Annotated in this window: 21 protein-coding genes; 7 read left to right on the plus strand and 14 right to left on the minus strand. The window is 70.7% G+C overall.

Going from position 1 to position 22,207, the window contains the following annotated elements; translation table 11 throughout:
• Positions 1 to 245: 245 nt before the first annotated feature.
• Positions 246 to 665: a hypothetical protein gene (locus tag Vgi01_RS26955; RefSeq protein WP_204292949.1), complete on the minus strand. Its 420-nt coding sequence runs from the start codon at positions 663 to 665 to the stop codon at positions 246 to 248.
• Positions 666 to 1,195: 530 nt separating this feature from the next.
• Between Vgi01_RS26955 and Vgi01_RS26960 the strand changes: the two genes are divergently transcribed.
• From Vgi01_RS26960 to Vgi01_RS26970, 3 genes are all read left to right on the plus strand, one after another.
• Positions 1,196 to 1,402, plus strand: a complete 207-nt coding sequence (locus Vgi01_RS26960) for a hypothetical protein (protein ID WP_204292950.1) — start codon at positions 1,196 to 1,198, stop codon at positions 1,400 to 1,402.
• Between the two features lie 201 nt (positions 1,403 to 1,603).
• Positions 1,604 to 3,412 carry a DEAD/DEAH box helicase gene (locus Vgi01_RS26965; RefSeq protein ID WP_373307050.1) on the plus strand — a complete coding sequence of 603 codons (1,809 nt, stop codon included), beginning with the start codon at positions 1,604 to 1,606 and terminating at the stop codon, positions 3,410 to 3,412.
• A gap of 213 nt (positions 3,413 to 3,625) precedes the next feature.
• Positions 3,626 to 4,255 carry a putative glycolipid-binding domain-containing protein gene (locus Vgi01_RS26970; protein WP_199180317.1) on the plus strand — a complete coding sequence of 210 codons (630 nt, stop codon included), beginning with the start codon at positions 3,626 to 3,628 and terminating at the stop codon, positions 4,253 to 4,255.
• A gap of 79 nt (positions 4,256 to 4,334) precedes the next feature.
• On the opposite strand, the gene cds1 is transcribed toward Vgi01_RS26970, so the two are convergent.
• Entirely contained in the window at positions 4,335 to 5,426 is a 1,092-nt protein-coding gene (gene cds1 / locus Vgi01_RS26975; protein WP_204292951.1) for an L-cysteine desulfhydrase Cds1, read from the minus strand.
• A 37-nt stretch (positions 5,427 to 5,463) separates the two neighbouring features.
• Positions 5,464 to 5,922, minus strand: coding sequence for an Lrp/AsnC family transcriptional regulator (locus tag Vgi01_RS26980; RefSeq protein ID WP_102660058.1), 459 nt, complete (start codon positions 5,920 to 5,922; stop codon positions 5,464 to 5,466).
• Between the two features lie 268 nt (positions 5,923 to 6,190).
• Between Vgi01_RS26980 and Vgi01_RS26985 the strand changes: the two genes are divergently transcribed.
• Positions 6,191 to 6,457 (plus strand): BldC family transcriptional regulator, encoded by a 267-nt coding sequence (locus tag Vgi01_RS26985; protein ID WP_102660059.1) that lies wholly within the window; start codon positions 6,191 to 6,193, stop codon positions 6,455 to 6,457.
• A 30-nt stretch (positions 6,458 to 6,487) separates the two neighbouring features.
• Here Vgi01_RS26985 and Vgi01_RS26990 read toward each other — a convergent pair whose 3' ends face one another.
• Positions 6,488 to 7,117 carry a UbiX family flavin prenyltransferase gene (locus Vgi01_RS26990; protein ID WP_204292952.1) on the minus strand — a complete coding sequence of 210 codons (630 nt, stop codon included), beginning with the start codon at positions 7,115 to 7,117 and terminating at the stop codon, positions 6,488 to 6,490.
• 179 nt (positions 7,118 to 7,296) lie between these two features.
• Between Vgi01_RS26990 and Vgi01_RS26995 the strand changes: the two genes are divergently transcribed.
• On the plus strand, positions 7,297 to 8,352 hold the full coding sequence (locus Vgi01_RS26995; protein WP_204292953.1) for a terpene synthase family protein: 1,056 nt from the start codon (positions 7,297 to 7,299) through the stop codon (positions 8,350 to 8,352).
• Positions 8,353 to 8,372: 20 nt separating this feature from the next.
• Here the strand turns inward: Vgi01_RS26995 and mqnP are convergent, their stop codons facing one another.
• On the minus strand, positions 8,373 to 9,362 hold the full coding sequence (gene mqnP, locus Vgi01_RS27000; protein ID WP_204292954.1) for a menaquinone biosynthesis prenyltransferase MqnP: 990 nt from the start codon (positions 9,360 to 9,362) through the stop codon (positions 8,373 to 8,375).
• Positions 9,362 to 10,822: a menaquinone biosynthesis decarboxylase gene (locus tag Vgi01_RS27005; RefSeq protein WP_102660063.1), complete on the minus strand. Its 1,461-nt coding sequence runs from the start codon at positions 10,820 to 10,822 to the stop codon at positions 9,362 to 9,364. The genes mqnP and Vgi01_RS27005 overlap by 1 nt, the downstream gene beginning before the upstream one ends.
• A gap of 147 nt (positions 10,823 to 10,969) precedes the next feature.
• On the opposite strand from Vgi01_RS27005, the gene Vgi01_RS27010 reads away from it, so the two are divergent.
• On the plus strand, positions 10,970 to 12,121 hold the full coding sequence (locus Vgi01_RS27010; protein ID WP_204292955.1) for an FUSC family protein: 1,152 nt from the start codon (positions 10,970 to 10,972) through the stop codon (positions 12,119 to 12,121).
• Positions 12,122 to 12,135: 14 nt separating this feature from the next.
• On the opposite strand, the gene ccsB is transcribed toward Vgi01_RS27010, so the two are convergent.
• The 6 genes from ccsB to hemL all read right to left on the minus strand — a co-directional run bounded on the left by ccsB (position 12,136) and on the right by hemL (position 18,328).
• Complete coding sequence (gene ccsB, locus Vgi01_RS27015; RefSeq protein ID WP_204292956.1) at positions 12,136 to 13,110, minus strand: c-type cytochrome biogenesis protein CcsB; 975 nt, start codon at positions 13,108 to 13,110, stop codon at positions 12,136 to 12,138.
• Positions 13,110 to 14,753, minus strand: a complete 1,644-nt coding sequence (locus tag Vgi01_RS27020) for a cytochrome c biogenesis protein ResB (RefSeq protein ID WP_102660066.1) — start codon at positions 14,751 to 14,753, stop codon at positions 13,110 to 13,112. Before Vgi01_RS27020 ends, ccsB begins: the two co-directional genes overlap by 1 nt.
• Entirely contained in the window at positions 14,753 to 15,646 is an 894-nt protein-coding gene (locus tag Vgi01_RS27025; RefSeq protein ID WP_102660067.1) for a cytochrome c biogenesis CcdA family protein, read from the minus strand. The genes Vgi01_RS27020 and Vgi01_RS27025 overlap by 1 nt, the downstream gene beginning before the upstream one ends.
• Positions 15,646 to 16,218 carry a TlpA family protein disulfide reductase gene (locus Vgi01_RS27030; RefSeq protein ID WP_102660068.1) on the minus strand — a complete coding sequence of 191 codons (573 nt, stop codon included), beginning with the start codon at positions 16,216 to 16,218 and terminating at the stop codon, positions 15,646 to 15,648. Before Vgi01_RS27030 ends, Vgi01_RS27025 begins: the two co-directional genes overlap by 1 nt.
• 1 nt (position 16,219) lies before the next feature.
• Complete coding sequence (locus tag Vgi01_RS27035; RefSeq protein ID WP_102660069.1) at positions 16,220 to 16,867, minus strand: histidine phosphatase family protein; 648 nt, start codon at positions 16,865 to 16,867, stop codon at positions 16,220 to 16,222.
• Between the two features lie 105 nt (positions 16,868 to 16,972).
• Positions 16,973 to 18,328 (minus strand): glutamate-1-semialdehyde 2,1-aminomutase, encoded by a 1,356-nt coding sequence (gene hemL / locus Vgi01_RS27040; RefSeq protein WP_204292957.1) that lies wholly within the window; start codon positions 18,326 to 18,328, stop codon positions 16,973 to 16,975.
• 139 nt (positions 18,329 to 18,467) lie between these two features.
• Here hemL and Vgi01_RS27045 point away from each other — a divergent pair, with 139 nt between their 5' ends.
• The gene (locus Vgi01_RS27045) at positions 18,468 to 18,803 is read left to right on the plus strand and encodes an STAS domain-containing protein (RefSeq protein ID WP_102660071.1); all 336 of its coding nucleotides are present in this window, start codon (positions 18,468 to 18,470) and stop codon (positions 18,801 to 18,803) included.
• Between the two features lie 611 nt (positions 18,804 to 19,414).
• Here the strand turns inward: Vgi01_RS27045 and Vgi01_RS27050 are convergent.
• Together Vgi01_RS27050 and Vgi01_RS27055 are read right to left on the minus strand one after the other, a co-directional pair.
• Entirely contained in the window at positions 19,415 to 19,978 is a 564-nt protein-coding gene (locus Vgi01_RS27050) for a response regulator (protein ID WP_102660461.1), read from the minus strand.
• The coding region (locus Vgi01_RS27055; RefSeq protein ID WP_204292958.1) for a hybrid sensor histidine kinase/response regulator at positions 19,975 to 22,207 on the minus strand (2,233 nt) is incomplete at its 5' end. The genes Vgi01_RS27055 and Vgi01_RS27050, both read right to left, overlap by 4 nt.

Here is a 22,207-nt window from a genome sequence, read left to right on the forward strand (position 1 = left end):
ACCTCCCGGCGCAGCCAGCCCCGCATCGCCTCCTAGCGCAGCCGACCTCCCGTCGCAGCCTGGCGCGGCCGGCCTCGCGTCGCAGCCTGGCGCAGCCGGGCTCGCGTCGCCTGCTGGCGCCGGCAGGGTGGGTGGACCGGTGCGGGCCAGCGTCCGGGTGCCGGGAATGAGCCGGGTGAGCGTCGACGAGGCGCAGGCCGCCGGTGCCGGCGGCAGGGCCTCCGGGGTGTACCGGTCCACGCCGGTCAGCCCCGAGCCGCCGGAGCCCGCCCAACCCCCGGAACCAGCCCAACCGCCAACCCCGCCGACGCCCGAGCCGGAGCCCGCGCCACGTCCGCCAGCACCGGTTCCACCGACACCAACCCCACCCGCGCCGCCGTCCCCCGCACCACCGGTGCCGGGGCCACCCGCGCCGCCATCTCCGACCCCGCCGGTACCGGGTCCACCCGTGCCGCCGGCACCACCGATACCGGGGCCGCCCGCGCCGCCGGTTCCGGGTCCGCCTGTGCCGTATCCGCCGGGGCCGGTGCCTGCACCACCTCCCGCACCCCGGCCCTCGCCGCCATTGCCGGGACCGCCGACGCCACCGCCGACTCCGCCGATGCCGGCACCACCGCCCCCGCCGGGTCCAATGCCCGCGCCACCGTTCCCGCCCCCACCCGCATCCAGCGCGAGCGTGTCGTCGGGGTCGGCTTCGGTACCAGCCGGGCGGGTCACCGGAACGGCTCCGGGGGCGTCGAACCGGGCCGGCGTCACCACCGGCCCGGAATCCGCCGGTGCGGCGCCTGTCGTACCGGCCCCTGCGCTGCCGGTCTGGCCACCACCGGTCACCCCCACCGGACGCCGGGACGAGCCTGCCCCGAGTTCACCGGGAGCGGCACCTCGGCAGTCGACCCGCCCGGGTCTGCTGCCGGCCGCTGCCCTCGCCGTGGAGCCGGGCGGCTCCATCGCGGGGCCCCCGTTTGCGGGCGGCTCCGTCGCCGGGTCGCCGGCATCGGGCCCCTCGGTCGCGGGGTCTGCGGCTACGGCCGGATCCGTCGGGGGGTCCCCGACAGCAGGCGGACCCCTCGCAGGGTCTCCGAGAACAAGCGGACCCCTGGCAGGGTCCTCGGTTGCAGGCGGCGCGCCGGCTGCGCCGCGGACCGGCGACGCGGATCTGAGTTCCTACTACGCCGGTGGCTCGGGCTCCGCAACGGTGGCCTTCCCGGCCGGTGAAGCGGACAATTCAGGCTCGCTGACCGGGCACATCCTGGCTCAGGGCTGGGCGGACAACGGCACCGAACGCTCCAGCAGCACCACTCGGGTGGTGATCGTGATGGCGGTCGCCCTGGTACTGCTCGTGGCGATCAGTGTGCTGGTCGTACTGGTCGCGAACAATGCGCTCAGCGGCCTGCTGGAGTAATGACGATCGGTGGATCGACGGGTGAAACCGCCCACTACCCCCCGCCGACGCGGGTGGCGGCTCGCCGTTCGCCGTACACTTGGGGCTGATCACTGACCCGGCGCGCTACCGTGCGCGCCTCTGGGCGTTCTTGCTGAAGATCCGGCGGCGTCGTGCCGCGGCGGGACATCGCAAATGTGCGCCCCGCTCGAAAGGTTTTTGTTGACCACCTCCGCTGTCTCCAGCACCCCGCTGTCCGCCCAAGACATCGACATCGCCCCGGCCTCGCCGTCGGCCGGCGCGGCCGGCTCCGACGACTCGATCACCTTCGAGGCGCTGGGCCTGCCCGAGCCGCTCGTTCGGGCACTCGCCCGGCAGGGCATCACCGCCCCGTTCGAGATCCAGAGCGCCACCGTGCCCGACGCCCTCGCCGGACGGGACGTGCTCGGCCGGGGGCAGACCGGTTCCGGCAAGACCCTCGCCTTCGGGCTGCCGCTGCTCGCGCGGATCGCCGACGGCGACCGGGCCCGGCCGTCCCGCCCGCGAGCCCTCATCCTGGTGCCCACCCGAGAGTTGGCCATGCAGGTCAACGACGCCCTGGCCCCGCTGGGTCGCACGGTCGGCGTGTTCCTCAAGACCGCCGTGGGTGGGGTGCCCTACGACCGCCAGATCGATGCCCTGCGGCGCGGCGTGGAGGTCATGGTGGCCACGCCAGGCCGGCTCGCCGACCTGATCGAACGCGGCATCTGCAAGCTCGACGACGTGGAGATCACCGTCCTCGACGAGGCGGACCAGATGGCCGACATGGGCTTCCTGCCCGAGGTCACCGAGTTGCTGGCGAAGACTCCGGCGCACGCGCAGCGTCTGCTCTTCTCGGCCACACTGGACGCCGATGTGGACGCGCTGGTGAAGCGCTTCATGACCGACCCGGTCACCCACTCCACCGCCCCGGCGACCGCAGCCGTGTCCACCATGGATCACCACCTGCTGCTGATCCCGCCGAGCGACAAGTTCCCGGTCACCGCGTCGATCGCGGCGCGCGCCGGTCGGACCATCGTGTTCGCCCGTACCCAGCTCGGGGTGGACCGCCTGGTCAGCCAGCTCGCGGCGGTCGGTGTGCGGGCCGGCGGGCTGCACGGTGGCAAGACCCAGCGGATGCGTACCCGCACCCTGGCGGAGTTCCGCGAGGGACGGACCAACGTCCTGGTCGCCACCGACGTGGCGGCCCGGGGCATCCACGTCGACGGGGTCACCCTGGTGCTGCACGTCGACCCGCCGAAGGACTCGAAGGACTACCTGCACCGCGCGGGCCGTACCGCCCGCGCCGGGGAGACCGGCGCGGTGGCCACGCTGGTCCTGCCCAAGCAGCGACGCACCACGCTGGCGATGCTGGAGAAGGCCGGAGTGCAGCCCGCGGAGACGCGGGTACGCGCCGGTGACCCGGCGTTGACCGAGCTGACCGGGGCACGGGAGCCGAGCGGGGTGCCCGTACGCGATGAGCCGGAGGCTCCCCGCCGAAGCAGCCGGCCCGGCGGTCCGCGCCGCTTCGACGGCCCGACCACCGAGCGCCGCTACCGTGACCGACCCGTCAGCGACCGCCGTTTCGGCGACCAGCCCCGTGACGACCGCCGCCACGGCGACACCGGACGCGGTGAACGCCGCTACGCCGGCGACTCCCGTGGTGCGGCTCGCTACGGGGACGACTCGCGGGGCACGGGTCGCTACAGCGACGACTCCCGCGGCACGGGCCGCTACGGTACGGACTCCCGGGGCGAGCGCCGCTACGGCGACGACTCCCGGGGTGCGGGCCGCTACGGGGCGGACAGCCGGGGCGAGCGCAGCTACGGCGATTCGAGCCGCAGTGAGCACAGCTACGGCGGTCACCCTCGGGGCGAGCGCCGGTTCGGCGAGCCGGCCCGTGGCGAGCGTCGGTACGGCGACCGGCCGCGCTCGGATGGCCGGGGCCCGCAGGACCGGCCACGGGAGGACTGGCGCGCGCCGAGCGGGCGCTCCCACGCGCGTACCCACTGATCGACGCTGCGCTGACGCACCGAAGATCACACTCGAACTGGGATCGAGTGGTCTCACGCTCAACCCGAGGCCACTCGATCCCGGATCGAGCACGATCAAGCCACCGGCACACGCGATCGAGCCCGACACATGTCACGCAGGGGTGGAGCGGGGGGCTGGTGTTCGGCGCAAAGGCGCTGCCGCGCCTGGGCCGGGTGGCGTAACGTCCGATTCATGCCGACCATGTCGAAGTCGTTGCTGTGGACCCGGATCGACACCGCCGGTGCCGAACATGCCCTCGCTGATGACAGTCACGGCCTGGCGGCACACGGCACGCAGGTGGCTGCCGACCCGATTCCCTACACCTGCCGCTACCAGCTGCTGACCGACCCTCAGTGGGCGAGCGTCCGGGTCGAGGTCGAGGTCGAGGGAGCGGGCTGGCGACGCAGCGTACGCCTGGAACGGGCCACTGATCGATGGCGGGTGACCGCCGCCGAGCAGGGTGACCTGGACGCGGCCCTCGCCGCCGCCGGGCGTGCGCCGGCCGGGCTGCCGGGCGTCGAGGATCCGGACCGGCTGGCCGACGCTCTCGACGTGGACCTTGGCGGCTCGCCGCTGTTCAACACGCTGCCGGTACGCCGGCTCCGGCTGGCCGACCAGGCCGCCGACACCAGCTATCCGCTCACCGTGGTGTGGGTGCTGGTGCCGAGCCTGACGGTACTGCCGGCCGAGCAGGTCTACACCGGGCTGGGCCCGACCCGGTTCCGGTACGCCAGCGGCGGTTTCAGCGCCGACATCGAGATGGACGCCGACGGCTTCGTCCGGCACTACCCGGGCCTGGCGCAGCTCTCCACGACCCGCTGACAAGCCGCGGCCGCTCGACCGTTGAGCAGCCGGAGCGAAAGCTCGACCGCTGGCCGACCGGAGCGGAAGCCAGGCCGAGCTAGGCGGGCCAGCTGCCGTCGGTCAGGAAGCGGTCGATCGTGGCCAGGTGGGGGGCCAGGTCGAGGCCCTGCGCGCTCACCCACTCGTCGGAGTAGTACGTGTCGGCGTACCTGTCGCCCGCGTCGCAGATCAGGGTGACCACCGAGCCGGTCCGACCGGCGGCCAGCAGCTCGGCGATCAGCCCGAAGGCGCCCCACAGGTTGGTGCCGGTCGAGCCACCCACCCGTCGGCCCAGCACCGCCGAGCCGGAACGCATCGCGGCCAGCGAGGCGGCGTCGGGTACCTGCACCATCCGGTCCACCACCGAGGGCAGGAACGACGGCTCCACGGTCGGCCGGCCGATACCTTCGATCCGGGAGCCCTGGCCGGTGCGAACCGACCAGTCGGCCATCCACCAGGCGGGATAGAACGCCGAGTTCTCCGGATCGACCACGCAGAGCTTGGTGGGCAGTCGCCGGTAGCGGGCGTACCTTCCGATGGTCGCGCTGGTGCCGCCGGTGCCGGCGCCGACGACGATCCAGGCCGGTACGGGATGGCGCTCCAGCGACAGCTGCGCGTAGATCGACTCGGCGATGTTGTTGTTGCCCCGCCAGTCGGTGGCGCGCTCGGCGTAGGTGAACTGGTCCATGTAGTGCCCGCCGGTGTCCTCGGCGAGCCAGCGCGCCTCGATGACCACCTTCGCCGGATCTTCGACCAGGTGACACCGGCCGCCCTGGAACTCGATCTGCGCGATCTTCTCCGGCGAGGTGGAGGCGGGCATCACCGCGATGAAGGGCAGGTCCAGCATCCGGGCGAAGTACGCCTCGGAGACGGCCGTGGAGCCGGACGATGCCTCCACGATTGTGGTGTCCGGCCCGATCCAGCCGTTGCAGAGCCCGTAGAGGAACAGCGAGCGAGCCAGCCGATGCTTCAGCGATCCGGTCGGGTGGACCGACTCGTCCTTGAGGTAGAGGTCGATGCCCCAGCGCCGGGGCAGGGGGAAAGGCAGCAGGTGGGTGTCGGCGGACCGGTTCGCGTCGGCCTCGACTGCGGCGATCGCCTCGGTCACCCACCGCCGGCTCGCCTCGTCACACCGGTCAAGATGAGTCACTCTCGCAAACTAGCAAGCGAGGCTGGGAGCTGGGAATCTACGAAGAGGACGGGCCGACCGGCTGCGGACGGTTCTCCCACTTGGTCGACAGGGCGATGCTGGTACGCGTCGAGGCCACGCCGGGCGTACGGTTCAGCCGTACGATCAACTGCTCCAGTTCGGCGATGGTGCTCACCCGGGCTTTGAGCAGGAACGACTCGACGCCGGCCATGAAGTAGCAGGACTCGATCTCCGGCATGGCGCGGACCGCCTCCAGCACGTCGTCGGTGTCCGCGCCGGAATCCTCGACCACGCTGATCAGGGCGGTCACGGCCAGGCCGATGGTCTCCGGCTCGACTTCGGCCCGGTAGGCCCGGATCACCCCGCCGGCTTCCAGCTTGCCGACGCGTTCGTGCACTGCGGGAGCGGAGAGGCCGACCTGGCGGGCGAGTTCGGCGTACGAGAGGCGGGCGTTGCCGCGGAGCAGGTCCACGAGGGCGAGGTCGATGGCGTCCACGGACTGTAGACCCTAGTCGGCACCGCGTGACACCGGGACGCCGGCACCCGTTGCACATTACCGAGAGCGACAGTTCCCATACCGAGGGTCCGAAGGGCGGGACGCCGGTACCATTACTAACTTCCCACTCAGTGCATTTTTCGCGTTTGGCGGACACGCCTGGTCGCTGGTGCTGTAATTGCCATACGTCCCTCATGACGGCTCTGGGCTCGCACCGGCCGGGGGCAGTGTGTTCAGCCGGGGGCTTCGTCGACGCGAGGAGGGGGCTGTGGACACTGGAGATCGCCTGCTGACACCGGGTGAGGTCGCCGCGCTGTTTCGGGTTGACCCGAAGACCGTGACGCGCTGGGCGGCAGCGGGCCGGATCGGCAGCATCCGGACTCCAGGAGGGCACCGCCGGTTTCGGGAATCCGAGGTGCGGGCCCTGCTTGAAGGGGAGGGCATGCTGGAAGAGGCGGACGAGATGGGCAGAGCGCGCAATGCGAGCCCGACCGCCACGACCGGGCCAGGCCCGGCCAACGCCGGCATGTACTGAAGTGGTGCGGATCGAACGCGGACCGGTTCGTCAGGTCCGGTCCGCGTTCAACGTTCCGGTCCAGCGGTGGAACAGGGTGTGTGGCACGCCTAGAGCGTCGAGCACCTTGCCCGCCACGAAATCCACAAGTTGCGCCGCGGAAGCGGCGGCGCCCGCACCGTAGAAGCCGGGGCTGGCCGGCAGCACCACCGCGCCGGCATCGTGCAACGCGATCAGGTGCTCCAGGTGGCTGCGGGTCACCGGCGTCTCGCGCGGTACGACGACCACCTGCCGGCGTTCCTTGAGGTTGACCTCGGCGGCCCGCTGCAACAGGTCTTTCGACAGCCCGATCGCGATGCCGGCGCAGGCCGCCGTGCTCGCGGGCACCACGGCCATGCCACGCACCGGGTACGAGCCGCTGCTGGGTCCGGCCGCCAGGTCGCCGGCGGGCCAGTGCCGCACATCCGCGCCGTCCAGATCACGGCCGAGCCAGGCGGACAGATCCTCGGCCCAGTGTGCGTCGCGGAACGAACGTCCGGTCTCGTCGAGGATGGTCAACCGGGCGGCTCGGGAGACGATCAGGTCCACCGGCTGCCCGGCGTCGATCAGCCCACGTACCACCGCAGCCGCGTACGGCGTACCCGACGCCCCGGACACCCCGACCACCCATGGTTCACGCATGCCTCCAGCCTGCCTGGTCGCTGCCGGCCGCCGGGCAGCCACCCCGAGGACGGCCACCCGATCTGCCGGTAACGGCCCTGATGTCCGACCGGACCTCGGCGACCGGCCACCACCTGGCATGCTGCCCGAGGCCGAACGCGTGGGCGTGCGCAGGCGTGGCACGTGGGAGAGGATCCGGGATGGCTGATCACACCCTGCCGACGCGACCCGCTGACGAGAACCGGCCCGTGCGGCTCGCCACCGAGATCCTGCCGGCGTTACGCGATGCCTGTCCGGTTGCGTCCCGACAGTCCCCGTACGCCGAGGAGACGCAGCGCTGGTTGATGGGCTGGCTGCCGCAGACCGGGCTGCCGCTCGACGAGCCGGCGCGGCAACGGCTGGCCGGTGCCCGCTTCGCCCACTACGCCGGGCGGCTCTATCCGGACGCCACCGAGGCCGACCTGCGCGTACTGTCCGCGCTGTTCACCTGGTTCTTCCTGGTCGACGACGCCTGCGACGGGCCGGGCCGGCTCGAACTGGCCGAGATCCGCGGGCTACGGGACGGCGCGGTACTGCTGCTGCAAGGTCGTTCCCGGCCGCGACATCCCGGTCTGCGCGGCCCTCTGCGCCGGTTGCTTGTCAATGCCTGGCGGGAACCGCACCGCCGGATGCCGACCCGCTGGCGGTTGCGCTTCGCCGACGCGGTGGCCCGGCACCTCGACGGCACCTGGCAGGAGGCGACGAACAAGTCTCGCGGTCACGCGCCCGGCGTCACCGAGTACGTCGCACTGCGCCGGGCCACCTCGGCGGCGGACGTCTCCTATCCGCTCACCGAATTCGTCACCGGCCGACCGCTGCCCGACGCCGTCTACCACCATCCGTTGCTACGCGAGTTGCGCGACCTCGGCAACGACCTGCTCTCCTGGTACAACGACCTCGCCTCGCTGGCCTCCGACGCGGCCACCTCGGGCGGGCACAACCTCGTCCTGGCGATCGCCACCGAGCGTCAGGTGCCGGTGGATGACGCGGTCGAGCTGGTGACGCGACGCTGGCACGAGTCGATGCGACAGTTCGTCGACCGACGCGCGGCGGTGCCGTCGTTCGGACCGGCGCTGGACGCGGCAGTCACCGCCCATCTCGACGGGGTGGCCCGCGCCGTCCGCGGCACCATCGACTGGACCCTCGAAAGCACCCGCTACGCGGGTAAGGAAGGGCACCTTATTAACGCCTCCGGTAGTAAAGGGGCCCCTTCTTAACGTCCCCCGCCGCCGACGGGTCAGGGGCGCAGGTCCAGGCGGGTCACCAGGTCGAGCAGGGCGAAGACGAACAGGGCGATGCTGACGAAGCCGTTGGCGGTGAAGAACGCCCGGTTGACCTTGCTCAGGTCGTCCGGCTTGACCACCAGGTGCTGGTAGCCGAAGGCGATCGCGGTCAGCGCCAGCCCTATCCACCAGAGCCAGCCGAGGCCGACAAGCGCACCGAACCAGAGGAGCAGCGCGAACGTCACCACGTGCGCGACGGTGGAGGCGTGCAGCGCGAACCGCAGCCCGTACCGGGCGGGCACGCTGTGCACCCCGATCTTCCGATCCACCTCGGCGTCCTGGCAGGCGTAGATCAGGTCGAAGCCACCGATCCACAGGCCGACGGCGGCACCGAGCACCCAGGCCGGGCCGGAGCCGGCGAACGTGCCGGTCACCGCGAGCCAGGCCCCGATCGGGCCGACCATCTGGGCAATGCCGAGGATCGCGTGCGGCCAGTTGGTGAACCGCTTGCCGTACGGGTAGACGATCAGCGGCACCACCGCCAGTGGCGCCAGCACCAGGCAGAGCGGGTTGAGCAGGGCGGCGGCGGCCAGGAAGACGACCAGCGCCACGCCCGCCCCGGTCCAGGCCGTCCGCAGGCTCACCGCCCCCGTCACCAGTTCCCGATTGACGGTACGCGGATTCCGCGCATCGATCCGCCGATCCAGGATCCGGTTCGCCGCCATCGCAAACGTCCGCGCCCCCACCATCGCCACGGTGATCAGCGCCAGATCCCCCCACCCCACCCGCCCCCCATTGACCGCCATAGCAGTCAACGCCGACAGGTAAGCAAACGGCAACGCAAACACCGAGTGCTCAATCGCCACAAGCCGCAAAAACGCCTTCACCCGCCCCCGCGATCTTGCACTTTCCGTCGGGGCAGAGCTGGACGAAGCGGACGAATCAGCGACCGAAAGTGCAAGATCGCGAGGGTCGGGGGCGGGGGTAGGGGTAGGGGGCGCCATTAGATGCCGTATTCCTTCCAGCGCTTGTCTACCAGGGAGATGACTTCGGGGGTCATGGTCATTTCCTCGGGCCAACCTCGGGTGTAGCCCTCGCTGGGGAGCTTGCGGGTGGCGTCGATGCCGGCCTTGCCACCCCAGAACTGCTGGTACGAGGAGTGGTCCAGGTGGTCCACCGGGCCCTCGGTGAGCAGCAGGTCGCGGGCGTAGTCGACGTTGCCGAAGGCGCGGAACGCGACCTCGTTGTAGTCGTGCACGTCGCAGTCCTCGTCCACGATCACGATCAGCTTGGTCAGCGACATCATGTGCGCGCCCCAGATCGCGTTCATCACCTTCTGCGCATGCTTCGGGTAGCGCTTGCGGATCGACACGATCGCGCAGTTGTGGAAGACCCCGGCGGCCGGCAGGTCGTAGTCGACGATGTCCGGGATGAGGAAGCGCAGCAGCGGGGCGAAGATCCGCTCGGTGGCCTTGCCCAGGCCGTGGTCCTCCTGCGGCGGCTTCGAGGTGACGATCGTGTGGTACACCGGGTCGCGCTGCATGGTCATCGCCTCGACGTGCAGCACCGGGAACGGCTCGACCGGGGTGTAGAAGCCGGTGTGGTCGCCGAAGGGGCCTTCCGGCAGCCGCTCGCCCGGCTCCAGGTAGCCCTCCAGCACCACCTGGGCGTTCGCCGGCACCTGCAACGGCACGGTCAGGCAGTCGACCATCTCCACCCGCTCACCGCGCAGGAACCCGGCGAACAGGTACTCGTCGATGTCAGCGGGCAGCGGTGCGCTCGACGCGTAGCTGACCACCGGGTCGCAGCCGATCGCGATGGCGACCGGCAGCCGCTGGCCGAGCCGCTCGGCGACGGCGTGGTGCGCAGTGGAGTTCTTGTGGATCTGCCAGTGCATGCCGAGAGTGTTGTGGCTGTGCTGCTGGAGCCGGTACAACCCGAGGTTGCGCTTGCCGGTCTCCGGGTGCTTGGTGTGGGTCAGCCCGAAGTTGTGGAAGATCCCGCCGTCGCCCGGCCACACCTGAAGTCCCGGCAGCCGGTTCAGGTCGACGTCGTCGCCCCGGTAGATCACCTGCTGGCAGGGAGCGGTCTTGACCTTCTTGGGCGGCATCGACTTGAGCTGCATCACCTTGCCCAGGCCGCCCATCATGCCGGAGAAACCCACAGGCAGTTCCGGCTTGAGCATCTCGCCGATCCGGTTGCCGATCTCGTCAAGCGACTCGACGCCGAGCGCCATCGCGGTCCGCTTCTCGGTGCCGAACAGGTTGATCGCCACCGGCATCTCGCCCCGGGTGGGCCGCTCGAACAGCAACGCCGGCCCGTTGGCCCGGACCGTACGGGTCACCACCTCACTGATCTCCAGTGTCGGGTCGACCGGTACGCCGACCCGGCGCAGTTCGCCGGCGCGCTCCAGCGCGGCCAGGAAATCCTTCAGATCGGTGTAGGGAAACCCACGAGCAGCCATGTCAGCAAGTCTCCCCCACCGTGCTGCCGTTCCGGCCGCCCGGGTCAGGTGGTGTGGGCGGCATGGTGTGCGTTCCACCACAGCCTGCGCCAGAACCGGGCGACAGCGACGCAACCCCCGGTCACCTCGTTGTACGGCGTGTCCCGGGTGACGAACTGGTTCCGGACCGCCGGAGGCCGACTGCGTGACAGTTGGCTGCTCGTGGTCGAGGTGACGCTGGCCACCACCGCGTCCTGGTTCGTCGCCAGTCGTCTGCTCGGCGGCCCGCACGGCAGCGGCGACCTCTCGGCGTTCTACGCCCCGGCCGCCGCGCTGATCGTCCTGTCGCAGGCGCGGGGCGTACGGCTGCGCCGGGCCCTGCGGGTCCTGGCCGGTATCGCGGTCGGTGTGGTCCTCGGTGAGGCGGTGGTCGGGGTCTTCGGTGCCCGCTCCACCGCCGCCGTCTTCGTGGTCATCCTCGCCGCGGCCGGGATAACGGTCGCCACAGGTGCTCCCGGCGTCGTCCGTAACCAGCTGACCACGTCCGCGCTCTTCCTGGTCGCCGTGGTGCCGCCGGGCCAGGAACTCGAACCGACCCGCCTCTACGACGCGCTGATCGGCGGCTCCATCGCGTTGCTGATCACCCAGGTCGTCGGCGCACAGTCACCGCTGCGGCCCCTGGACACCGAGGGGCGGCGGACGTTCGCGGAGCTGTCCGGGGTGCTCGACGACATCCGCCAGGCGGTGCAGCGGCACGACGAGCAGGCGGCCCGATCCGCCTTCGGGCGGGCTCAGCAGTTGGATTCGCGCACCGCCGCGCTGCGCCGGGCGGTGTCGGTCGCCGACGAGAACCTGCGCCTCGCGATCTGGGAGCGGGGCAGTCGGTCCCGCGTCGATGCCGCCCGGTCCGCCGCCGACCACGTCGACTACGCCGTCCGCAACACCCGTACGCTGGCCCGCTCGACGGTGGTGCTGGCCCGGCTGCCGCAACCGCCGCCACCGCAGCTCGCCACCGCGCTGGCCGGGCTCAGCCGACTGGCCGGCTGCGCCGCCGCGGTGCTCACCGCCGTCGTGGCCGGCGACGGCGACACGGCCGACCGGCACGTCGACCGGGCGAGTGCGGTGGCGCTCGACGCGGTCCGGGCGATGACGCCGCTGGTCCGGCACGAGCAGCCGTTGCCGGTCAGCACCATCGTCGGCCACATCCGGATGGTGACCGTCGACCTGCTGCGCAGCGCCGGAGCCGACAAACCGGACGTGCTCGACGCGATCGACGCCGCTCTGGCCCTGCCCAGCGAGCATCGAACCGGCGACAGCTGACCCGTCGGCGCGGATCAGACGTCGGCGTACGAGTGCAGGCCGGTGAAGAAGATGTTCACGCCGAAGAGGTTCATCAGCATCGTCGCGAAGCCCAGGATGGCCAGCCAGGCGACCAGGTTGCGTTTCACGCTCGGCGTGGCCCGCGCGTGCAGGTAGCCGGCGTAGATCACCCAGGAGATGAAGGACCAGGTCTCCTTCGGGTCCCAGCCCCAGGGGCGGCCCCACGCCGCCTCGGCCCAGACCGCCCCGGCGAGCACCGCGAAGGTGAAGATCGGGAACGCGAAGGCGTGCAGGACGAAGGTGAGCCGCTCCATGCTGGCCGCCGCCGGCAGCCGCTTGGCCAGGGTGTACGGGAAGCTGCGCTTGCCCCGCTCGTAGCCCGCCCGCATCAGGTACGCCACCGCCGGCACCGCGCCGAGCAGGAACAGCCCCGAGGCGAACACGATTGTCGACACGTGCACGACGAACCAGTACGAGTCGAGCGCCGGCACCAGCGGCACGATCGGCGTGTAGAGCACCAGTTCGGCGGTGGCCACCAGCAGCACCATGACCAGGGTCATGAACAGCCCGAGCCGGCGCAGCGACGGCACCTTCACCAGCACCACCAGCCAGGCGGCGACGCCGATGAACGAGACCGTGAGCACGAACTCGTACATGTTGCCCCAGGGCATCCGCTCGGCGGCGATACCGCGGGTGACCAGCCCGGCCAGGTGCAGCACCGCACCCAACGCGGTCAGCCCGACTGCGATCCGACCGGCCAGTTCGGCGCGCCGCGTGGTGCGCTGCGCCGGACCGGCGGGATCGGCGACGGGCGTGTCCCGCTCGGCCACCGCGACGCCACCGGCGCCGACCGCCGCACCGACAAGTTCGCGGGCGGGCGCGGTCACGGCCCGGGAGTTGCCCAGGGCGTACTCGACCGCGTGACCGATCATCGCCAGCAGGTACACCATCGTGGTGATCGACACCAGCTGGTCGGAGAGTGCGGACATCACTTGGCCCCTTCTCGCGCATCCGGTACGCCGTCGACCTCGTCGGCCGGTCGATCGCCGCGCATCGCCGCCACCAGTTGGGCGAACTCCTCGGCGAACCCGGGATGCTCGGTACGCGGCAGGCCGCCCACCTCGATCAAACTACTACCGCGCGTCGGAGATCCGGCGGCGGGGTCGGCTGCATCAGCCGAAAGGAGCCGCACGAAGACCCGTCGACGCCTGACGAACAGCGACCCCATCAGCCCCAGCACCAGGCCGACCGAGCTGATCAGCAGCAGTGTCGTACCGGGGTCGTACCGCACGGACAGCACGATGTACGGCTCGGAGCCCAGGAACTCGACGGTGGTGCCGTCGTCCAGGGTCCAGCTCTCCCCGGGCCGCAGTTCCTTCGCGCCGATCTCGGTGAGCCGACCGTTGCGCACCTGACGCTGGTCGAGCTGGTACACCGAGCCGGGGATGCCGCCGTCCAGACCCAGGTTGCCCCGGTAGGCCACCAGGCCGAGCAGCGGGTTCTCCTCGGTCGGGTGCTCGGAGCGGGTGAACGGGGGCTCCTGGGGAGCGGTCGGCAGGTACAACCCGTCGAAGGCCATCTGCAGGTCCGGCTTGCGCTCGCCGGTCGCCGGATCGACGTTGGCGTCCGGGAACGCGGCCAGCCCTTCGCTGGTCAGCCCGAGGTCACCGTTGCTGAGGAACGGCACCGCGCTGGTCTGGCTGCGGCCGAACCGGTCGGTGTAGCGGATCACCGGGGCGTACCCGTGCCCGAGCAGGTAGACGTTCGCCCCGTCGAGGCGCAGCGGCGAGTTGACCGAGAACTCCGCCGTGCGCGGCGGGTCGCCGTCCTCGTCCACGGTCACCTTCGCGTTGTAGAACGCCGGCTGACCGGTCGGCAGGAAGCGGGCGTCGAACTCGTCCAGTTGCAGGCAGAACCGGGGCAGGTCGTCGCCGACCCGCGGGCCGAGCTTCACCTCGGCGTACTGCTGGCGGGTGTTGCAGAAGACGTGGTCGGCACCGGCGACGAGCAGCCGGTTGCCCTGCCAGCCGTACCAGGAGCCGAGCGCGACGCCGAGCAGCACCAGCACCATCGAGGTGTGGAAGATCAGATTGCCGGTCTCCTTGAGGTAGCCCTTCTCGGCGGAGACCTCGTCGCCGCGGACCACCACCCGCCACCGGCGACGCCGCAGCACCTCGGCGACCGCCGCCACGCCACCGTCGGGCGCGGGCGCCACCGTGTGCTGCGGCAGCCGACCGAGCCGCTTCGGTACGGCCGGCGGCCGGGCCCGCAGCGCCCGGACGTGGTCGACCAGCCGGGGCGTGATGCACCCGATCAGCGAGGTGAACAGCAACAGGTAGATCGCGGAGAACCAGACCGAGCTGAACGCCTCGAACGCGCCGACCCGATCCAGCCACACCGCCAGGTCGGGGTGCTCGGTGAAGAAGTCGCGGACATCCTCCGGGTTGACCCCGCGCTGCGGCAGCACCGAGCCCGGGATCGCGGCGACCGCGAGCAGGAAGAGCAACACCAGCGCGGTACGCATGCTGGTCAGCTGCCGCCACGAGTTGCGCGCCAGGGCGAGCAGCGGGTTGGGGCGGCGACGGGGTGCCTCGGCCGGCGTACCCGCCGGTCGGTCGTCCACAGCGGTCATCAGATGCTCACCTGGAAATCGCCCACTCCGATGGTGGTCTGCAACCAGATCACGACGTTTGTCCAGCCACCGGTGACAAGCGCCAACCCGATCATGATCAGGAGTACGCCGCCGATCCGGGTGACCCAGCGGCTGTTACGCCGGATCGCCTGGAACACCCCGAGCAGCCGGTTGAAACCCAGCCCGAAGACGACGAACGGAATCCCCAACCCCAGGCAGTACGCCACCGCCAGCACCACCGCCCGGTCGGTCTGCCCGCTGGTGGCGGCCATGCCGAGCACCGCGGCCAGGGTCGGCCCGGTGCACGGAACCCAGGTCAACGCGAACACCGCACCGAGTACGGGTGCGCCGAGCAGACCGGCGGAGGGCAGGCGGTTGATCCGCAGTTCACGCTGCAGGCCGGGCAGGACACCGAGGTAGCCCAGCCCGAGCAGCACCACGAGACCGCCGATGACGATCTCCAGTGGCCGCTTGTAGTCGAAGAAGACCCGGCCGATGGTGCTGAACAGGATCGCGGTGCAGACGAAGACGACGGTGAAGCCGACCACGAACAGCAGCGTCCCGGCGAGCACCCGACCCTTCACCCCGGCCCGGACCCGTTCTGCGCGTACCACCGTGCCGACGCCACCACCGCGCTCGGCTGCTGCGCCGTCGGCGGAGGTGGCGGTGTTAACAGGGGTCCCTTCCTCTACCGCAGGCGTTAACAAGGTGCCCTTCCTTGCACCCCGGCCTTCCAGGTCGGCGCCGGCCAGGCCGGTGACGTACGACAGGTAGCCGGGCATCAAGGGAAGCACGCAGGGCGACAGGAAGCTGACCAGTCCGGCCAGCGCCGCCGCGCCCACCGCGAGCAGCAACGGGCCGGAGACGGCGAGTTGCCCGAAGGTCTCACCCATCAGCGTTGGCCGGACGGCGCGGGGGACTCCGCGGCGATCCGCTCGACGATGGGTTGCAGGCCCTCCTGCCGTACGGCCGCCCGGATCACCACCGCGATCCGGCCCTCCCGGTCGAGCACGACCGTGGCCGGGATGGTGTTCGGCGGGATGTCCATGTCCAGGGCCAGCCGGCTGCCCGGGTCGAAGATGCTCGGGTAGCTGACCCGGCCCTCCTCGAAGGCGATCGCCTTGTCCCTGCTGTCCTGCACGTTGATGCCGAGGAAGGTGACCCCGGAGTCCTTGGTCTCCTGGTAGGTGCCTTCCAGGTCGTCGGCCTCCGCCCGACAGGGCGCGCACCAGGAACCCCAGAAGTTGACCACGACCACCTGACCACGCTGGTCGGCCACGTCGTAGGAGCCACCGGTGAGCAGCTCACCGGCGATCCTGGGGGCGTCCGAGCGCTGCTCCGGAGCACACTCGACGATGCCGTTCGCGCTGTCACAGGTCGACTCGCGCCCGCCGCCGGTGCAGCCGGTCAGCACCGCCGCCACGGCGACGGCGAGCAGCCCGACGACCAGCCTGGGGGCAGCCATCTCAGGCTCCCTTGGCCGTCCGGGCACCCGGCGACATCGCGACCAGGTGTGCGGCCGGTTCCGAGTAGCCGATGCCGACGACCTTGGCGCCGTCGAAGTGGAAGGTGGTGAGCGAGGCCAGCCCGCACTGGCGGCGGCGCGGGTCATGCCAGAGCCGCTTGCGCTCGACATATCGGCGCAGCGTCCAGATCGGCAGCTGATGGGAGACCAGAACGGCCTCGCGACCCTCGGCGGCAACCCGGGCGGCGTGCAGCGCCGCGAACATCCGCTCGGCGATCGCCCGGTACGCCTCGCCCCACGACGGGGTGACCGGGTCGCGCAGCACCCACCAGTTACGCGGGTCGCGGAACGATCCGTCGCCGGGCGAGACCCGCTTGCCCTCGAACCAGTTGGCGCTCTCGATCAGCCGCTCGTCCACCCCGACAGGCAGCCCGAACTGCGCGGCGATCGGTTCGGCGGTCTGCTGGGCGCGTTCCAGCGGGCTGGCCACCACGTGCACGACCTCGCGGTCGGCGAGCCCCTGCGCGGCGGCCTTGGCCATCTGGACGCCCAGATCACTGAGGCGGAATCCGGGCAGCCGGCCGTAGAGAATGCCGTCCGGGTTGTACACCTCGCCATGCCGAAGCACGTGGACCACCGTCTTACTCACCGCTGTGCCCCCTTGGTTCGCGACTGCGGGGCTCGCAAAACCGGCTCACTCCTCGCGCTCACCGTGCCCGCCTTCGTTCGCGACTGCGGGGCTCGCAAAACCGGCTCACTCCTCGCGCTCACCGCTGCCCCCTGTACCTGCCGCTGCTGCCGCGTTGGCCGCCACCGGCAGGGCGGCGGCGATCTGCTCCAGGGCGGCGTCGTCGATCGCCGCCGACACGAACCAGGATTCGAACGCGCTCGGCGGGAGGTACACCCCGGCGGCGAGCATCGCGTGGAAGAACGCCTTGAACGCGGGCACCTGCTGAGTGCGGGCGCTGTCGTAGTCGACCACGTCGGCGTCGGTGAAGAAGATCGAGAACATGCTGCCCGCGTACGACAGCCGGTGCGGGACACCGGCGGCGGCCAGCGCGTCGCCGGCGAGCTTGCCCACGACGGCGGCGGTGTCGTCCAGCTTGCGGTAGAGCGCGTCGTCGGCCAGCCGCAGGGTGGTCAACCCGGCGGCGCAGGCCAGCGGGTTACCGGAGAGCGTGCCGGCCTGGTACACCGGGCCGGCCGGGGCCAGCCGCGACATGATCTCCGCGCGCCCGCCGAACGCCGCGGCAGGCAGCCCACCACCCATGACCTTGCCGTACGTCCACAGGTCCGCCTCGACCGGGTCGAGGCCGTGCCATCCGGAGCGGGAGACCCGGAACCCGGTCATCACCTCGTCGATGATGAGCAGCGCGCCGTTGGCGTGCGCGATCCGCGCCAACTGCTCGTTGAAGCCGTTCCGCGGAGCGACCACGCCCATGTTGCCCGGTGCCGCCTCGGTGATCACGGCGGCGATGTGCTGACCCTCGGCGGCGAACGCCTCCTCGACGGCAGCGATGTCGTTGTACGGCAGCACGATCGTCTCGCTGGCCGCCGCCCCGGTGACGCCGGGCGAATCGGGCAGGCCGAGGGTGGCCACGCCGGAGCCGGCGGCGGCGAGCAGCGCGTCCACGTGCCCGTGGTAGCAGCCGGCGAACTTGATGATCTTCGAACGACCGGTGTAGCCACGAGCCAGCCGGATCGCCGACATGGTCGCCTCGGTACCCGAGTTGACCAGTCGGACCTGCTCGACCGGGGTGCGCTCGACGATCTCGGCGGCCAACTCCACCTCGCCGGGCGTCGGCGTACCGAAGCTGGTGCCCTTGGCGGCGGCAGCCTGCACCGCCGCGACCACCTCGGGGTGGGCGTGGCCCAGAATCAGCGGCCCCCACGAGCACACCAGGTCGACGTAGCGCCGGTCGTCGGCGTCGTACAGCCAGGGGCCCTCACCGCGAACCATGAAGCGGGGCGTCCCGCCGACGGCCTGGAAGGCGCGCACGGGAGAATTCACCCCGCCCGGCACGATGGCGCGAGCGCGGTCGAACAGGGCCGCTGAGGCCGGCGCGTCGACCGGGTAGCGGTCGGATCCGGCGGAAGTCACCTCGGTCACGATGCCGCCATTGTGTCAGCGTCAACCTGGGGACCGGCAGGCACCCCGGAGCGGGGTTACCAGGCTCACCTGCGAAAGGCCACCCCGGGCCGGCTCGCCTCGACGGGCCGGACGTGCGAGATCGCGATAGGCTGAGCCGGTGGATCGTGCCGAACTGTCCATCACCGTACACCGAACGGGCGACGAAGCAGTCCTACGCCTTGCCGGTGAGATCGACATGCTCACGGCCGCCCAGCTGTCGACCGTCGTCAACGAGGTCCTCGCCGAACCGCCACCCCGGATCGTGCTCGACCTGGGCGGTGTCACCTTCTGCGACTCGCAGGGCCTCGGGACCCTCGTCGTACTCAGCCGCAAGGCCAGCCACGCCCAGAGCCTGCTCCTCCTGACCAACGTCGGCGAGTTCCTGCTCCGTGTCCTGGACATCACCGGCCTCCGCAGCGCCCTGATGATCCGCAACGACGCCCCCACCCCCTAACCACCCCCGCCCCACCCGCGCCCCACGCCGCGCCCACGCCCACGCCCCACGCCCGCCATGGTCGCGCCCACAGCCCTGGCCACCCTCCCGCGCCCAGGCCACGGCCCAGGCGCTCTCACCCCCGAGCCCTCACCCCGCCCCACCCCGCCCCGCGATCTTGCACTTATGGTCGCCCTTATGCCGCTCTTGCCCCACTATGTCCCGACGAAGAGTGCAAGATCGCGACAGTTAGGGCACTGACGCGAACACGTGCACGGCCCTTCACGGCGCACTCCCGCGATCCTGCAGTCGCAATCCCCCGCGATCTTGCACTTGCAGTCGCCCTTATCTGCGCCTTTACCCCGTTATGTCGAGACAGAAAGTGCAAGATCGCGGCACGAACGGCAGTGGCATGACCTCACCCCAGCCCACGCTCGCGACCCCGCCGCGATCTTGCACTTATGGTCGCCGCTATGTCGCCCTTGCCCCGTTACGCCCCGACGAAAAGTGCAAGATCGCGGCGGTGGCGGGAGGGGGCGGCGGGAGGGGGCGGCGTGGGGAGGGTAGGGCCGCGCGGGGCGGGGGCGGGGGCGGTGGGGAGGGTGGGGTGGGGGAAAGGGTGGGGTGGGGGGTTAGTCGGGGGTGGGGCCCCAGCGGGCTTGTTCGAGGGTGGTCAGGGCTTGGGCGATGGCGTCGGGGTTGTCGTCGGCGGAGCGTAGGAGGGTGGTGGCCTCGTCGACGGCGTCGGTGAGCAGGCGCCACTGGGCGTCGCGCTCGCGGACCATCTCCGACTGGGCGGCCAGCTGGCGGGTCTTGGTCCAGAGTTCCACGAAGACGGAGACCTTGGCTCGCAGCACCCAGGGGTCGAAGGGCTTGGTCAGGTAGTCCACCGCGCCGACCGCGTAGCCGCGCAGGGCCAGTTGCGCGTCCCGGTCGGCGGCGGTCAGGAAGATGATCGGTACGTGCCGGGTGCGTTCGCGCCGCTTGATGTGGCTGGCCGTCTCGAAGCCGTCCATGTCCGGCATCTGGGCGTCGAGCAGGATGACCGCGAAATCGTCGACCAGCAGTTGCTTGAGCGCCGCCTCCCCGCTCTCCACCGCCACCGACTGCACCGGCAGCCCCTGGAGGATCGCCTCCAGGGCCATCAGGTTCTCCCGGCGGTCATCGACCAGTAGCGCCTTCGCCACCTGCGTCACGAGCCCTCCTCGGTACGGCTGCCACTGATCCAGGAGCCCATCAACTCGATCAGCTCGTCCAGGTCGACAGGTTTGGTGATGTAGTCACTCGCCCCCGCCACGATCGCCGACTCCCGATCGCCGGGCATCGCCTTGGCCGTGAGGAACACGATCGGCAGATCGGCGAACCGGTGGTTGCGCCGGATCTGTCTGGTGGTCTCGTACCCGTCCTGGTCGGGCATCATGGCATCCATCAGCACGATGTCGACCTCCGGGTGCTCGGCGAGCAGGCGTACGCCGTCGTTGCCGTTGTCGGCGTAGAGCACCGTCATGCCGTGTAGTTCCAGCGCGCTGGTCAGGGCGAACACGTTGCGCACATCGTCGTCGACGATCAGCACCGTGGCACCGTCCAGTTGGCGGGTCTTCGGCGCCTCCGGCTGCTGTGGCAGCAACTCCACCGGTGGCATCAGCAGCGACGACGGCAGGCCGGCCCGCTGCGGGGAGGGTGGTGCCGGGGCCACCACGGCGTCCGGCGCCAGCACGTCGGGCAGGTAGAGGGTGAACGTCGAGCCCTGGTTGGGCACCGAACTGACGGTGATCGTGCCGCCGATCAACCGGGCCAGGTCGCGACTGATGGACAGGCCCAGTCCGGTACCGCCGTAGCGACGGCTGGTGGTGCCGTCCGCCTGCTGGAACGCCTCGAAGATCAGTGACAGCTTGTCGTCGGAGATGCCGATGCCGGTGTCGACCACCGTGAACGCGATCACCTGACGGGCGTTGATCAACGCCGGTACGTCGAAGACCGCGTGCTCCGGCGCCCGGGAGATGCGCAGCGTCACCGCGCCGTTGTCGGTGAACTTCACCGCGTTGGAGAGCAGGTTGCGCAGGATCTGCTGGAGTCGCTGGGCGTCGGTGACCACCGCGGGCGGCAGATCCTTGGCCACTCGTACCTGGAAGTCCAAGCCCTTCTCCTCGGCCTGCGGGGCGAACGCCTGCTCGACGTAACTGCGGATCTCCTCGAACCGGACCTCGGTCGGCTCCACGTCCATCCGCCCAGCCTCGATCTTGGACAGGTCGAGGATGTCGTCGATCAGGCGCAGCAGATCCGACCCGGAGCCGTGGATCGTCCGGGCGAACTCGATCTGCTTCGGGGTCAGGTTGCGCTCCGAGTTCTCCGCCAGCAGCCGAGCCAGCAGGAGCAGCGAGTTCAGCGGCGTACGCAGTTCGTGGCTCATGTTCGCCAGGAACTCCGACTTGTACGCCGAGGCGCGGGTGAGCTGCTGCGCCTTCTCCTCCAGACCGAGCCGGGCCATCTCGATCTCCCGGTTCTTGGTCTCGATGTTGCCCTTCTGCTCCGACAGCAGGGTCGCCTTCTCCTCCAGTTCGGCGTTGGTGCGCTGCAACTCCGCCGACTGTTCCTGCAACTCGTGGGCCAGCCGCTGCGACTGGGCGAGCAGTTCCTCCGTACGCCGGTTGGCCTGAATGGTGTTGACCGCGATGCCGATGGTGGCGACCAGCCGCTCCAGGAAGGACAGGTGCAGCTCGGAGAAGGGGGTCACACTGGCGAACTCGATCACCCCGAGTAGTTCGCCCTCGAAGAGGACCGGCAGCACGACCAGGTCGGCCGGTGGGGTGTCGGCCAGCCCGGAGCGCAGCGTGATCCGCCCGTCCGGTACGGCGCCGACGCGGATCGTCCGACGGGAGAGGGCGGTCTGCCCGACCAGCCCTTCACCGGGGCCGAAGGTGACCTCGTGACCTCGGGACACGTAGCCGTACGAGGCGGTCAGCCGTAGCCGCATCACGCCCTCGGAGTTGTCCGCCAGGAAGAACGCGCCGAGTTGCGCGTCGACCAGTGGCGTCACCTCCATCATGATCATCCGGCAGACTTCGCCGAGGTCGCGCTGGCCCTGCAACAGACCACCGATGCGGGCCAGGTTGGAGTCGAGCCAGCCCTGCTCGGCGTTCTTGTGGGTGGTCTCCCGCAGGGTGACGATCATCTGGTTGATGTTGTCCTTGAGCTCGGCGACCTCGCCCTGCGCCTTCACCGCGATCCGCTGGGTCAGGTCGCCGCGGGTCACCGACGTCGACACCTGGGCGATCGCCCGCAACTGGGTGGTCAGGGTGGAGGCGAGCTGGTTGACGTTCTCGGTCAGGTCCCGCCAGGTGCCGGAGACCCCCTTCACCTGGGCCTGACCACCGAGCTTGCCTTCGATGCCGACCTCGCGGGCCACCCGGGTCACCTCGTCGGCG

Origin of the sequence: Micromonospora gifhornensis (assembly GCF_016863515.1) — a bacterium.
Lineage (GTDB): Bacteria > Actinomycetota > Actinomycetes > Mycobacteriales > Micromonosporaceae > Micromonospora > Micromonospora gifhornensis.

What these genes read in the sequence shown, in the direction of transcription:
- Vgi01_RS26955 (WP_204292949.1), bottom strand. Translation starts at nt 665, where the DNA reads ATGCGGGTGGGGGCGGGAACGGTGGCGCGGGCATTGGACCCGGCGGGG.
- Vgi01_RS27025 (WP_102660067.1), bottom strand. Translation starts at nt 15,646, where the DNA reads ATGGGTGAGACCTTCGGGCAACTCGCCGTCTCCGGCCCGTTGCTGCTC.
- Vgi01_RS27030 (WP_102660068.1), bottom strand. Translation starts at nt 16,218, where the DNA reads ATGGCTGCCCCCAGGCTGGTCGTCGGGCTGCTCGCCGTCGCCGTGGCG.
- Vgi01_RS26995 (WP_204292953.1), top strand. Translation starts at nt 7,297, where the DNA reads ATGGCTGATCACACCCTGCCGACGCGACCCGCTGACGAGAACCGGCCC.
- Vgi01_RS27020 (WP_102660066.1), bottom strand. Translation starts at nt 14,753, where the DNA reads ATGACCGCTGTGGACGACCGACCGGCGGGTACGCCGGCCGAGGCACCC.
- Vgi01_RS26970 (WP_199180317.1), top strand. Translation starts at nt 3,626, where the DNA reads ATGCCGACCATGTCGAAGTCGTTGCTGTGGACCCGGATCGACACCGCC.
- ccsB (WP_204292956.1), bottom strand. Translation starts at nt 13,110, where the DNA reads ATGTCCGCACTCTCCGACCAGCTGGTGTCGATCACCACGATGGTGTAC.
- Vgi01_RS27005 (WP_102660063.1), bottom strand. Translation starts at nt 10,822, where the DNA reads ATGGCTGCTCGTGGGTTTCCCTACACCGATCTGAAGGATTTCCTGGCC.
- Vgi01_RS26990 (WP_204292952.1), bottom strand. Translation starts at nt 7,117, where the DNA reads ATGCGTGAACCATGGGTGGTCGGGGTGTCCGGGGCGTCGGGTACGCCG.
- mqnP (WP_204292954.1), bottom strand. Translation starts at nt 9,362, where the DNA reads ATGGCGCCCCCTACCCCTACCCCCGCCCCCGACCCTCGCGATCTTGCA.